Origin of the sequence: Geotalea daltonii FRC-32, from assembly GCF_000022265.1 — a bacterium.
Taxonomy (GTDB): domain Bacteria; phylum Desulfobacterota; class Desulfuromonadia; order Geobacterales; family Geobacteraceae; genus Geotalea; species Geotalea daltonii.
Window position 1 is genome coordinate 1,275,411 of the sequence record NC_011979.1, and the last position, 12,833, is coordinate 1,288,243.

Genomic DNA, 12,833 nt, shown 5'->3' on the forward strand with positions numbered 1-12,833 from the left:
AAATACGGATTGAGATGACTGTTGAAGGAGTTCGTATGTCATCGGAGCAAGAATCTTTCGAAAGCCTGCCGGAAGTGGGTGGCCGCTGGCCGGGCTCCTGCTTTGCCTGTTCGGTAGATCATCCCCATGGGCTGCATCTGCGCTTCCGCCACACGGCAGAAGGGGTCGTTTCTAGCTGTGTCGTACCGGAGCACTACTGCGGCTTCGATGGGATGGTCCACGGCGGCATCATTACGACACTTCTGGACGAGGCATCGGCCTGGGCTCTGATGGCCCGCCACGGCAAACTGGGCGTGACACGGGAGATGACGGTCCGCTTCCTGAAGCCGGTCCTGACAGGGCAGGAGCTTACAATCGAAGCCTGCATCGTCGAATTCGACAGCAAAACGGCTGCCGTGAAGGGTACGGTAAAAAACAGCGAAGGTGAGATCCTTGCTGAAAGTTCCTGTTCCTGGGCTTTTCCGCGGTTATCGCGCATTGCCGGGCTGGCCGGGGTGGAGGAGCAGCGACTGCAGGCTTTTCTCGACGATTGTCGGCTGCCGGGCGATGGTGGTAAATGAAAAATCTGAAGGATTGTTTTGCGTAATGTCATGGGAGGTCCCAATGACGGGCCTCGGAAAGAGAGGGGATAGAAGAATGATGAATCAGAAGCAGACAGCGTATTTGAAGGAATGGCAGGGCTATGAAGGATTAGCCGAGCAGATGCTGCCCATAATCGGCAGACTTTACCGTGACCATAACGTGGTGACCACCGTCTATGGCCGTTCGCTGGTCAACACCTCCACTATCGATATTCTCAAGGCCCATCGTTTTGCCAGGCTTATTCTGGACGGAGAGCTGACGGTTGTGGATACTTTTCCCATCCTGGAGGCGGTAGGCAAGCTGGACCTGGCTCCGGCGCGCATCGACATCGGCAGACTGGCCATTCGTTACCAGGCACAGGCTGGGCAGTTGCCAGTGGACGAATTTCTCCGCCGTGAGCTTGCCCCGGTAAACACCGGCCGGGTGCCTTTGCTGGATGAGCCGCGGGATATCGTCCTTTATGGTTTCGGGCGTATCGGCCGTCTTTTGGCCCGGATACTCATTGAAAAGGCGGGAAGCGGTGAAAAACTGCGCATCAGAGCGGCGGTGGTCCGCAAGGGGAGTGCCGGAGACCTGGCGAAGCGTGCCAGCCTTCTGCGTCGTGACTCGGTCCATGGTCAGTTCCACGGCATCATCACCATCGATGAAGAGGAAAACGCCATCATTGCCAACGGCAACATGATCCGCATCATCTATGCTGACGCTCCGGAAGATGTGAATTATACCCAATACGGTATTCACAATGCCATTCTCATCGACAACACCGGTAAATGGCGTGATCGGGACGGGCTGGGGCGACACCTGCAGGCGAAAGGGATTGCCAAGGTCATCCTCACCGCTCCGGGCAAGGGGGACATTCCCAACGTGGTGGCCGGGGTCAATAACGAACTGATTACTGCCGAAGAGACCCTGTTTTCGGCCGCCAGTTGCACCACCAATGCCATCGTGCCGGTGTTGAAGGCCGTGAACGACCGCTTTGGCATCGTCAGCGGCCACGTGGAAACCTGCCACTCCTATACCAATGACCAAAACCTCATTGACAATTACCACAAGGCTTCCCGCCGTGGCCGGAGCGCTCCTCTCAACATGGTCATTACCGAGACCGGTGCCGCCAAGGCGGTGGCCAAGGCCCTGCCCGAGCTGACCGGCAAGCTGACCGGCAACGCCATCCGGGTGCCGACCCCCAACGTCTCCCTGGCCATACTCAACCTGGAACTCAAGCAAGGGGCTACGGTGGAGACTCTGAACGGATACCTGCGCGACATCTCGCTGGAATCGCCACTGCAGAACCAGATCGACTTCACCAACTCGCCGGAGGTGGTATCCAGTGATTTCGTCGGTTCCCGCCATGCCGGGGTCGTAGATTCCCTGGCGACTATTGTCCAGGGTAACCGCTGTGTCCTCTATGTCTGGTACGACAATGAGTTCGGTTACAGCTGTCAGGTGGTGCGCATGGTGCAGAAGATGGCTGGTCTTGAGTTGCCGGCAATGCCCAGCTGAAGGGCCTGCAGATCCACATCATATGAAAGCGAAGGCGACCGCAGGGTCGCCTTCGCTTTTGTGCTTCCCCGGCCTGGGCACCTTGTGAACGAACCTGGCCTGGGTGCAACACAATAGATCTGGCAGGATACTGCCGATGAAAGTAATATACGGTTTTACAGTAAATTTTGAGGAGAGCGCACAATGAGTGAGATGCTGATTCCCCGCACCCCATCCGCCCATAATTACCAGCTGTTGATCAAGAACATGCTCTACACTCCCATGGTCAACAACCCCGATCAGGAGATCGTTTACCGTCACCACTATCGCGGCACCTATCGGGATCTGCGCGAGCGTGTCTGCAGGCTTGCTTCAGTGTTGACCGGCCTTGGGGTAAAACCGGGGGACACGGTGGCGGTGATGGACTGGGACAGCCACCGCTACCTGGAGATGTTCTTCGCTGTGCCCATGATCGGCGCGGTGCTGCACACTATCAATGTCAGGCTTTCGCCTGAGCAGATCCTCTACACCATCGACCATGCCGAGGATGATGTCCTTTTCGTCAACAGCGAATTTCTGCCCATCCTGGAGCAGATCCGTGGCCGAATCGACCTGGTGCGGACCTACGTGCTCATTGCCGATGAGCCGTGCGACGCCCATACTGTCAAGTTTGCCGGAGAGTACGAGCAACTGCTGGCCCAGGCGGCCTCCCATTTCGACTTTCCCGATCTGGATGAAAATACCCGCGCCACCACCTTCTACACCACCGGCACCACCGGTTTGCCGAAGGGAGTCTATTTCAGCCACAGGCAGCTAGTGATGCATACCATGGGACTACTGGCCATGCTGGGATCGGTGGTCGGCCACGGCGGTTTTCGCCGTGACGATGTCTACATGCCCATGACCCCCATGTTCCACGTGCATGCCTGGGGAATCCCCTATGTGGCGACCATGCTCGGCGTCAAACAGGTCTATCCCGGCCGCTATTCGCCGGACCTGCTGCTGGAGCTGAAGGAGAAGGAGCAGGTGACCTTCTCCCACTGTGTGCCGACCATTATGCATATGCTCCTCAAGCATCCCCATGCCGACCAGATGGACCTTTCCGGGTGGAAGCTGATTATCGGCGGTGCTGCCATGTCCCGGACCCTCTGCCTGGACGCGCTGTCCCGAGGCATCGACGTCTTTACCGGTTACGGCATGTCCGAAACTTGTCCGATTATCACCATCTCCCAGCTGACCCCGGGAATGCTTGCCCTGTCCCCCGAGGAACAGGCGATGATCCGTTGTCGCACCGGCCTTTCTCTGCCGCTGGTGGAGCTGAGGGTAGCCGACTCGACTCTGCAGGAACAGCCATGGGACGGCAAGAGTAGCGGCGAGATCGTCGTCCGCGCCCCCTGGCTGAGCCAGGGCTATCTGAAAGACCACAAGGCGTCCGAGCGATTGTGGGACGGCGGATACCTGCACACGGGCGATGTGGCGGTGCGGGACGAGAAGGGATATGTGCGGATCACCGATCGTACCAAGGATGTGATAAAGGTGGCAGGGGAATGGATTTCGTCCCTTGAACTGGAGGATATCGTTGCCCATCATCATGCTGTGGCCGAGGTGGCGGTGATCGGCCAGCCCGACGAAAAGTGGGGTGAGCGCCCCCTGGTCCTGGTGATGGCAAAGCCTGGGGAACAGGCGAACGAGAAGGAAATTGCCCATCATCTTCGGCAGTACGCCGACAAGGGGGTAGTGAGCAAACATGTGGTGCTGGCCAGGGTGCGGCTGGTGGAGGCGATAGACAAGACCAGTGTCGGCAAGATCAACAAGGTTGCCTTGCGGGAGAAGTACCTGTAGCAGTTGCGCCTGCTTTCCGGCAAAAGCAGCGGATATGAAGCAGCCGGTGTTGATTGAAGATGTTTCTCTGATGGGCGGTCAAGATGACCGCCCTTTTATTTTTCTTTATCCCTCAGTGCTCGCCGTTCCTTATCGGGGAGGCTTTCCACGTATTCAATGAGGCCGCGCAGGGTATTGCCCAGGAAGTAGCGTTCACGGACGGTTAGGTCCTGGGGCAGGCGGCTGACGTTGCGGTAATTCTCATCCTTTTGCAAGAGCCAATCGACAATCGCTTCCTCCCGTTTTGCGCCTTCCAAAGAAATGTTTGCCGCAACTCCCTTGACCCAGAGCAGCAGCTGGTTGCGGGCAACTTGCAGATGCTTCAGCGCATCATCCACTAATCCATAGTGGGCAAAGACCATGGTGCGCGGAGCAAGATCTATCATCCGGTCAATGGAGTCCAGTGCCACCTGGAGGATAAAACGGGGCGGGGTGGCAGGGCGCATGTAAAGGCCGTCGGCAAGCTCGCAATGGACACCGGCCACCTCCCCGGCGAAAAGGAGGTCATCGAGCAGATAGCTGCAGTGGTGCTGGGCATGGCCGGGGGTAAGGAAGGCGCGGATGCCGGTTTTTCCGATAGTTTCTTCGTAGCCGATTCTTCCTTCGGGCACCGGGACGATTTCCCCATAGGCCTCGGCCAAACGGGGGCCGAGTACCTTGCGCGTGCCTTGCCACAGCTTTTCCGGCGCCGTCATGTGCCGGACTCCCTCGGGATGGCAGATCACCGTCGCCTCGGGGAATTCCTTGAGCAGCGCCCCGGTTCCACCGGCATGATCGATGTGGATGTGGGTGAGAAGCACATAATCGAGGCGTTCGATCCCTTTTTGCCGAAGTTGGCTGCAAAGATGGGTGATGGTCGAGAGCGGTCCGGGGTCGACGAGGATGGTGAAGGTCTCGCCCAGGTAAAGCCAGGAACTGATGAACTTGCGGAATCCTTCCAGGCTGGGTTGATCAAGATCAATGCAGAAGAGGTTGTTACGATTCAATGGAAACTCCTTTCACTGAAGACCATCGGAGGGGCAATAAGTTTACCGGCGGTGATTTTCGCCGAATAGAAGATACTTGTCAATGGATGATCCGCATCTTGTCTCTCTGCCGCATTGTTGCATTCCCCGGCTTTCCTGCAAGAATTTAAGAGGAGCATCAATTCACAGGCAGGAGGTTGAGATGGAATTCAAGCTGACGTGTCCCGCTTTTCACCATGGCTCACAGATTCCGTCCAGGTATACCTGCGATGGAGACGACATCAATCCTTACCTGGTCATTCAGGGCGCGCCGGCGGCGGCAAAGTCGCTGGCCTTGATCATGGATGATCCGGATGCACCGGGCGGAACCTGGGTTCATTGGTTGTTATGGGATATCTCTCCGGAAATAAAGGAGATAAAGGAGCATACCGCTCCCTTTGGCGCAAAGGAGGGTGTCAATAGCTGGGACAGGAGCGGCTATGGTGGACCCTGTCCTTCCTCCGGCCTCCACCGCTATTTCTTCAGACTGTTTGCTCTCGACATCAGGCCGAAGATTGCCGGGTCAGCGGCGAGGGAAGAGCTGGAAAGGGCAATGGAGGGGCATATCCTTGCGACAACTGAGCTGATGGGCACCTATGCCAGAACAAATCAGGCACCGATGTAAAAGCCTCTTGAACGAAAGGAGGGGCAGGAGTGATCACCTGCCCCTCCTCTACTGAAATGCCGTGTCAGCTCTGCATGGATTTCCTGCTATTTGACGATGTCCAGCAGCTCGACTTCGAAAACCAGCGTGGCATTGGGGGGGATAGCGCCGGAACCTGCCTTGCCGTAGGCTATCTCAGGCGGGCAGATGAGCTTTGCCTTGCCTCCGGTCTTCATCATCTGCAGCCCTTCGGTCCAGCAAGGGATTACCTGGTTCAAGGGAAATTCCGCGGCCTGTCCCCGTTTGTAGGAGCTGTCGAATTCCTGACCGTTGACAAGGGTGCCACGGTAATTTACCTTCACCTTGTCCGTTGCTTTCGGACTGGTTCCGCTGCCATCCTTGACCGGCAGGTAGATCATGCCTGAGGCAGCCTTAACCGCACCCTTTTCCTTTGCCGTCTTTTCAACGTATTCTTTTGCCTCGGCGGCAAGCTTTTCTCCCTGGGCATTGCGTCTGGCAGTGGCAAGTTCCTGTATCTTTGCCGTATAACCGGCTTCATCCACAAGGGGCTTCTTGCCGCTTACCGCATCGGTCAATCCCTGCTTGATCAGTTCCAACTCGGAGGGGGTCAGGTTGAAGACGGACAGCTGACGGGCGATGACCGTGCCGATGGCATAAAGGGTCTTCTGTTCTTCTGTCTTCGGCTCTTCGGCGGCGAAGACAGGGGTGGCGATGAGGGCGATCAGAATAGCGATGATGACTCTTTGCATAAATTCCTCTCTTTGAATTAATGTGAACAGGCTAAATAATATCAGCATTTTTTTAAGAATCAATCCCGCAAATTGTTTTACCTTGAAAGGGAGCTAAAATAGATGGATAAAAGTATAAAGGAGACCACCATGGGAGAAACAGCACGCATTACGGTTTCGGATGCCCACCGCAGGGTGGAGGAAGGCAAGGCCCTCTTTGTCTGCGCCTATGAAAGCGAAGATGTTTGCAAAGGCATGATGCTGTCGGGGGGAATGTCTCTTGCCCAGTTCAGGGCGCGCGTTCCATCACTGGACAAGGGGCAGGAAATTATTTTCTACTGTGCCTGACCCACCGAGCACACCTCCGCCGGTCGGGCGGAAGAATACCGGAAGCAGGGGTTCGTCAATGTCTCAGCTCTGCTGGGTGGAGTCGAGGCATGGAAAAAGGCAGGTTTCGGGGTGCAGAACCAGCGATGATTTGTATCTCAATGTCTTGAATATGCGGCCTTATGGTCGCTTTTTTTTTGGAATTTGATGACGATTTCTTTCAATTAGTCATGGGCAAGAACCGAAAAGTCAGAAATGAGATGTAGTTTCCATGGGTGCAGGAGAAACAAAATTGGCTTTTTTTAAATGGTATTCCATAAGAATAAAGCTTCTTGGCATCATGTTGCTGTCCGGATTACCGCTGGTGTTGGCGGTGGGTTCGCTTCTGCATGGCAATTTCAAGGGAGCTTACCGTGAATCTGAGCATGCGGCTATCGTAACTGCACAAGCCATTGCCTACCGCCATAATGCCCAGGTCGAGGGGCTGCGCCACCTTTTAGTCGCCCTGGCCCAGCATCCTGATATCAAAGCAAGGAATAGGGGCGCATGCGCTCGGATTCTCCAGGAAATAATGAGCCAGGGTTCTTCCAGCTCCAATATCGGCATTGCCGATACCAAGGGCAACCTGATTGCCTCGGGAACCCGCTCGCTGGCGCCTGACTTCAACATCCTGGACCGGAAGTATTTCCGGGATGCCCTTCGAAACAGGCGCTTCAGCGTTGGGGAGTTTGCCATCAGCAGGACTTTGGGAAAGGCTTCGCTGCATTTTGCCTTGCCGGTCCTTGATGCGTCCGGAGAGCCGCAGGCTGTAATTTTTGCCATACAGGACTTGAACCAGTTTGACACTTTCTTCAACCTGCAGGGATTTCCGGCCGATTGCAACCTTACCCTTTCCGATCACAGGGGGATGATCATCTACACCTATCCTGGCGTAAGAGGGTTGAAAGTCGGCAGTCCCGACAGGCTGGAGATTACCGGAATGTTGCATGGTGGCGGGGATGAAGGGACCTTTGTCAAGATAGGCCTGGACGGGGTGAAGAAGCTGTTCGCCTTCAAAAAAATCAGGCTGGAACAAGATGGGGAACCCTACATGTACATCCGGATTACCATCCCCCATGAAGTGGCCATGGCTGACGCAAACCGGTTTATCCTCACTTCTGTGGCAGTGCTTTTCCTTGCCACACTGTTAACCATAGCTCTAAGCAGTCTGCTGGCAGGCCGGTATCTGACAACGCCCCTGGAGCAGCTGTCGTCGGCAGCCCGGGAGGTGGCTCATGGCAATCTCTCCGTCAGGACTGCTCTTCCCTCCCATGACGAGTTGGGCTTCCTCTCCCGTTCCTTTGATGCCATGACAGAAGCCCTGAGCGCAAGACTGCAGGAAAAAGATGCGGCTGAAGCACAGCTCAAGGTAAGTGAGGAGAAATTCAGGGCAATTTTCGATCACCTAAGCGATGCAATTTTTATTCATGAAATCGGCAATGGCCGGATCATCGATGTGAACTATGCCATGTGCGATATGTATGGATATACTGCGACAGAGGCCATTAAATTGACTATTCAGGAGATAAGCCAGGGTGAGCCTCCCTATTCGGCAACAGAGGCGATGCAGTTCATGCAGCTTGCCGGAGATGGCGAGCCACAGCTCTTCGAATGGCATGCCAGGCACCATGATGGTTCCTTTTTCTGGGTGGAAGTGAGCATGCGCCGGGCGGCGGTCGGTGAAACGGATGCCATCGTTGTCCTGGCCCGCGACATTTCTGAACGCAAAGCTGCAGAAGCTGAAAAGAAAACTCTGCTGGAGCAGCTCAACCAGTCCCAGAAGATGGAATCAGTCGGCCGGCTGGCTGGCGGTATTGCCCATGACTTCAACAACCTGTTGACCCCCATCATTGGCTTTGCCGAGCTGGCGGCACAAGAAATTCCCGAAAATGGCACTACCAAGGCAAAGATCGACCGGATCGTCCAAGCCGCTTTGCGGGCCAAGGATCTGGTCCACCAGCTTTTGAGCTTCAGCCGGAAGCAAATTCTCGACATGAAGATCATCGATCTCAATGTGGTCATCTCCTCATTTTATCAGATACTGCGCAGGACCATCAGCGAACGCATCGAGATCCGACTGCAACTTTTTCCCGGACTTGGCGGAATACGTGCCGACAGGACCAATGTGGAGCAAATTCTCATGAATCTGCTGGTCAACGCCCAGGATGCCATAGACGGTGCAGGTACGGTCACCATCGAGACGGGGGAAGTCGTACTTGATGATGAATATGCGCGGTTTCATGCCGAAGCCGTGCCGGGACGTTATGCCCTGCTTGCCGTGACCGACACCGGCAACGGCATAGCCAAAGGGGACCTGCCCCATATATTCGAGCCGTTTTTCACTACGAAGATGACCGGCAAAGGCTCCGGTTTGGGGCTGGCGACGGTATACGGCATAGTGAAGCAGCATCACGGCAATATCTGGGCCTATTCCGAGGAAGGGCAGGGGACGGTCTTCAAGATGTATTTTCCCATGACAGAAGCTATGCCCTATCTGGCTGATGAAAAACCGATAGAGCAGGTTGACAGGGGGAGGACCCAGGGCGTTATCCTACTGGTGGAGGATAACGAACTGGTGCGGACCATGCTAAAGGAACTTCTGCTTGGCATCGGCTACGATGTTCTGGATGCCGAGCATCCGCGCCAGGCGATCCTGTTGGCCGAGGGTCGGCAGATCGACCTGCTGCTTACCGATGTCATCATGCCTGACATGGACGGACCGGAGCTGCATAGAAGACTGCTTGCCGCATATCCCGGTTTGAGAGTTATCTTCATGTCCGGATATACCGACAATGTGGTTGTGCAACTGGTGAAAGAGGTGCAAATGGCCAATTTTATTCAGAAGCCTTTCACTGTCCATGATATCGTCGAGCGCGTTGCGGCCATGATGGCCGCGGCGCAACGCCCAGTCAGCTGAAGAGGCGATTTTCCTGTTCCTGAACGCGGATGAAAGTGGTGCGCTTGGTCAGTTCCCGCAGCGCTTCTGCTCCCACATAGGTACAGGCAGAGCGCACTCCGCCGAGAATGTCTTTCACCGTTTCCGCTATGGGACCGCGATAGGGGACTTCGACCGTTTTGCCTTCCGAAGCGCGATATGCAGCCACTCCGCCGGCATGCCTGGCCATGGCTGTCTTTGAACTCATTCCGTAGAACAATTTGTACTGCTGCCCACCTCGCTCTACCAGCTGACCGCCGCTTTCGTCGTGACCGGCAAGCATGCCGCCAAGCATGGTAAAATCAGCGCCGCCCCCGAAGGCTTTGGCGATGTCGCCGGGGCAGGTGCAGCCGCCATCGGAAATGATCCGGCCCCCGAGGCCATGGGCGGCATCGGCGCATTCGATGACTGCCGAGAGCTGAGGGTAACCGACACCTGCTTTAGTTCTGGTAGTGCATGCCGAACCGGGGCCGATTCCCACCTTGACCACATCGGCGCCGGAGAGAAGCAGTTCCTCGACCATTTCGCCGGTTACCACATTGCCGGCGACAATGGTTTTATCCGGATAGGCTTCTCTGACGCGGCTGAGAAAGGCGACAAAGCTTTCGGAGTAGCCGTTGGCCACGTCGATGCAAATGAACTCCAACTGGGGATGATTGCCGGCAATTTTGGCCAGCTTGCCGAAGTCGTCATCGGAGGTGCCGGTGCAGACCATGATCCTGGAATAGATGCGACTGTCACAGTCCTTGAGGAAGTTTTGCCAGTCGGCAGGGGTATAATGCTTGTGGATGGCGGTGAGCATGTTGTGTTCTGCCAGCACCCCGGCCACTTCAAAGGTGCCGATGGTGTCCATGTTGGCAGCGATGATCGGTACGCCGGTCCACTGCCTTTTACTGTGGAGAAAGGTGAAGGTCCTTTCCATTTTCACCTGGGCACGGCTCTTCAGATTCGACCGCTTCGGTCTGATCAGCACATCCTTGAAGCCCAGTTTCAGATCCGTCTCAACCCGCATCCTGCACCCCCCTTGATTGTTGGAACCTTCTGCAGAGATTTATACAGTACCCATTTTACCTCAAGGTGGTGCATAATCACGTGGATTTCTACCGTGGAGGAATTGCCCATGGAGCAATACCGGGAAAATGATCTTGTGGATGCCTGCCGCTTGCTGTTCGGTGCTCATACGGGTGTGAACAGGGATTTTCTGAAGTACATGCAGCCCGATGGCCTGCGCCGGGCCTATCGTAGGCGGGCACGTGAATTCCATCCCGATGTGGCGCCTGCCACTGCCGACCAGGCAAGGCGTAACGAGCTGTTTCGTCGTTCTGTCGAAGCCTATGAGCTTTTGACTGTCTACCTGCAGCAGCGCCGGGTAACCGTGGCACCGCCGCGTCCAAAGCCGCAAAGGTGCTCCCGGCCGAATCCATGCCAGGACCGGACTGCCAATGAAAGGTACTACAGCGGCCTTTTTCCGTCGGTGGAGCTGAAGATAGGCCTCTTCCTCTATTACCGGGGGCATATTTCATACCAGTCGCTGGTCCGCTCGCTTCTGTGGCAGCGTGAGCAGCGACCTCCGCTGGGGGAATTGGCCTGCAAGTGGGGCTGGTTGAAGGAAGAAGCAATTCCGGTGATACTCAAAGCAACATTTATTCCCGGCTTTTTTGGCGAACGGGCGGTAAAGATGGGATTTCTCAAGGAACAGCAGCTCCGGGTCCTGCTCTTTCATCAGCGTTCGCTGCATCAGCCCATAGGCCGCTACTTCGTCACCAACGGGCTGATTACTGAAGACCTGCTTCGCCGGTCATTGCGGGAATGCGCCATACACAACAGGAAGGTGTGTGAAGGCCGCAGTTAGTTCGGAGGCTCGGCCGGCACCACTCCTGTAAAACATTGGTTTGAAATAAGCCAAGTCTTTCTTTACCCTCCCACGTCCTTGTGCTAGGATGCCCTGACCGTCGCATGCACGGTTCAGGAGGGGGAATGCCCGATCAGCAAACGCGCCGCCAGCGGTGGATAATCTTCTCCGTGCTGGCACTCATGTACATCCTCGTATACTTTTATCGCGTATCACTGGCGGTCGTTGCGGGAGACATCTCCAGGGAACTCAGCCTCACACCGCAGCAGCTCGGCTCACTTTCCGGCATCCTTTTCTATGTCTATGCAGTGGCCCAGATTCCGCTGGGGCCCATGATCGACAGGCTGGGCAGCCGCCTGGTCATCAGCGGCTGCGGTGTCCTCACCGCCATCGGCGGCATCCTCTTCTCCCAGGCAGAGACTCTCTCCACGGCCATGGCGGCGCGGGTTCTGATCGGCATCGGCACCGCCTCGGTGCTCATGGCCACCTTCACTATTTTCAGCCACTGGTTCAGCAAGCAGGAGTTCGGCCGCGTTTCCGGTTTCATGGTCGCCGTGGGCAACCTGGGAAACCTTTCGGCGACGGCCCCCCTGGCGCTGGCGGTGGCGGCTTTCGGCTGGCGCAACTCTTTCCTCATTATCGGCATAGGGCAGGCACTGGTAACGATGCTGGTTTACACTATGGCCAAAGATAGACCTGCCAAGGCTGTTTCCGCCGAACCTTCCAGTACGGCAACCCAGTCCCTGGGCTTGTTGGCTGCCTGGAGACAGATTTTTTCCAGCCGTGATTTTTGGCTCCTGGCGGTCATTTCGTTTTTCTGGTATGGCAACTATCTGGCGCTGCAGGGTTTGTGGGGGGGGCCTTACCTGATGGAGGTGATGGGGCTTTCCCGTGCCGCTACTGGTAAGATGCTGATGTTCACCTCGTTGGGCTTCATCAGCGGCAGCATGGTCACGGATACCATCGCTCGTAAATTCTTTCATTCCTATAAAAAGACGCTGCTGGTCGGGCAGATGGTCCTGCTGGTGCTCATGTGCGCATTTTTCGGCATAGCCGAACTGCTGCCGCTGCCGGTTCTGGCGGTACTTTTCTATGCCATCGGCCTGGCAGTATCGAGCGGCGTGATGATCTATCCCATCGTCCGCTCCATGTTTCCGGTTACCATCGTCGGCACAGCGCTTACCTCCCTCAATTTCTTCGTTCTGATGGGGGCAGCAATGACCCAGCACGTCATGGGGCTGGTCGTCGGGGGGCTGAAACAGGGGGCAGGGGGAATACCGCAGGCATTCCATGGGGCCTTCGTCTTTCCGGTGGCAGGGCTGGCCGTTGCCATTTTTCTCTTTTTCTTTGCCATGGATTATTCCGAGGTATGAGGCGAGTT

The 12,833-nt window shown here is 56.0% G+C and carries 11 protein-coding genes; 8 read left to right on the top strand and 3 right to left on the bottom strand.

Annotated features, from left to right (window positions below; translation table 11 throughout):
- Positions 1-35 precede the first annotated feature (35 nt).
- The 3 genes from GEOB_RS05805 to GEOB_RS05815 all read left to right on the top strand — a co-directional run bounded on the left by GEOB_RS05805 (position 36) and on the right by GEOB_RS05815 (position 3,903).
- Complete coding sequence (locus GEOB_RS05805) at positions 36-560, top strand: PaaI family thioesterase (protein ID WP_012646255.1); 525 nt, start codon at positions 36-38, stop codon at positions 558-560.
- Positions 561-636: 76 nt separating this feature from the next.
- Positions 637-2,082 (top strand): glyceraldehyde-3-phosphate dehydrogenase, encoded by a 1,446-nt coding sequence (locus GEOB_RS05810; protein ID WP_041267079.1) that lies wholly within the window; start codon positions 637-639, stop codon positions 2,080-2,082.
- A gap of 183 nt (positions 2,083-2,265) precedes the next feature.
- Complete coding sequence (locus tag GEOB_RS05815) at positions 2,266-3,903, top strand: fatty acid--CoA ligase (protein ID WP_012646257.1); 1,638 nt, start codon at positions 2,266-2,268, stop codon at positions 3,901-3,903.
- Positions 3,904-3,998: 95 nt separating this feature from the next.
- Here the strand turns inward: GEOB_RS05815 and GEOB_RS05820 are convergent, their stop codons facing one another.
- The gene (locus GEOB_RS05820; protein ID WP_012646258.1) at positions 3,999-4,928 is read right to left on the bottom strand and encodes an MBL fold metallo-hydrolase; all 930 of its coding nucleotides are present in this window, start codon (positions 4,926-4,928) and stop codon (positions 3,999-4,001) included.
- A 181-nt stretch (positions 4,929-5,109) separates the two neighbouring features.
- On the opposite strand from GEOB_RS05820, the gene GEOB_RS05825 reads away from it, so the two are divergent.
- Entirely contained in the window at positions 5,110-5,571 is a 462-nt protein-coding gene (locus GEOB_RS05825; RefSeq protein WP_012646259.1) for a YbhB/YbcL family Raf kinase inhibitor-like protein, read from the top strand.
- 86 nt (positions 5,572-5,657) lie between these two features.
- On the opposite strand, the gene GEOB_RS05830 is transcribed toward GEOB_RS05825, so the two are convergent.
- A complete protein-coding gene (locus tag GEOB_RS05830; protein ID WP_012646260.1) occupies positions 5,658-6,320 on the bottom strand; it encodes an FKBP-type peptidyl-prolyl cis-trans isomerase in 663 nt (220 codons plus the stop codon).
- A gap of 102 nt (positions 6,321-6,422) precedes the next feature.
- On the opposite strand from GEOB_RS05830, the gene GEOB_RS05835 reads away from it, so the two are divergent.
- Positions 6,423-6,647, top strand: coding sequence for a hypothetical protein (locus GEOB_RS05835; RefSeq protein ID WP_012646261.1), 225 nt, complete (start codon positions 6,423-6,425; stop codon positions 6,645-6,647).
- Between the two features lie 271 nt (positions 6,648-6,918).
- Entirely contained in the window at positions 6,919-9,582 is a 2,664-nt protein-coding gene (locus GEOB_RS05840; RefSeq protein WP_012646262.1) for an ATP-binding protein, read from the top strand.
- Here the strand turns inward: GEOB_RS05840 and GEOB_RS05845 are convergent.
- Positions 9,575-10,612: a GMP reductase gene (locus GEOB_RS05845; RefSeq protein WP_012646263.1), complete on the bottom strand. Its 1,038-nt coding sequence runs from the start codon at positions 10,610-10,612 to the stop codon at positions 9,575-9,577. The genes GEOB_RS05840 and GEOB_RS05845 overlap by 8 nt on opposite strands.
- A 108-nt stretch (positions 10,613-10,720) precedes the next feature.
- Here GEOB_RS05845 and GEOB_RS05850 point away from each other — a divergent pair, with 108 nt between their 5' ends.
- Together GEOB_RS05850 and GEOB_RS05855 are read left to right on the top strand one after the other, a co-directional pair.
- Positions 10,721-11,452, top strand: coding sequence for a molecular chaperone DnaJ (locus tag GEOB_RS05850; protein WP_012646264.1), 732 nt, complete (start codon positions 10,721-10,723; stop codon positions 11,450-11,452).
- 125 nt (positions 11,453-11,577) lie between these two features.
- Positions 11,578-12,825, top strand: a complete 1,248-nt coding sequence (locus GEOB_RS05855; RefSeq protein WP_012646265.1) for an MFS transporter — start codon at positions 11,578-11,580, stop codon at positions 12,823-12,825.
- Positions 12,826-12,833 lie beyond the last annotated feature (8 nt).

What these genes read in the sequence shown, in the direction of transcription:
- GEOB_RS05835 (WP_012646261.1), top strand. Translation starts at nt 6,423, where the DNA reads ATGGATAAAAGTATAAAGGAGACCACCATGGGAGAAACAGCACGCATT.
- GEOB_RS05805 (WP_012646255.1), top strand. Translation starts at nt 36, where the DNA reads ATGTCATCGGAGCAAGAATCTTTCGAAAGCCTGCCGGAAGTGGGTGGC.
- GEOB_RS05855 (WP_012646265.1), top strand. Translation starts at nt 11,578, where the DNA reads ATGCCCGATCAGCAAACGCGCCGCCAGCGGTGGATAATCTTCTCCGTG.
- GEOB_RS05810 (WP_041267079.1), top strand. Translation starts at nt 637, where the DNA reads ATGATGAATCAGAAGCAGACAGCGTATTTGAAGGAATGGCAGGGCTAT.
- GEOB_RS05845 (WP_012646263.1), bottom strand. Translation starts at nt 10,612, where the DNA reads ATGCGGGTTGAGACGGATCTGAAACTGGGCTTCAAGGATGTGCTGATC.
- GEOB_RS05815 (WP_012646257.1), top strand. Translation starts at nt 2,266, where the DNA reads ATGAGTGAGATGCTGATTCCCCGCACCCCATCCGCCCATAATTACCAG.
- GEOB_RS05825 (WP_012646259.1), top strand. Translation starts at nt 5,110, where the DNA reads ATGGAATTCAAGCTGACGTGTCCCGCTTTTCACCATGGCTCACAGATT.
- GEOB_RS05830 (WP_012646260.1), bottom strand. Translation starts at nt 6,320, where the DNA reads ATGCAAAGAGTCATCATCGCTATTCTGATCGCCCTCATCGCCACCCCT.
- GEOB_RS05850 (WP_012646264.1), top strand. Translation starts at nt 10,721, where the DNA reads ATGGAGCAATACCGGGAAAATGATCTTGTGGATGCCTGCCGCTTGCTG.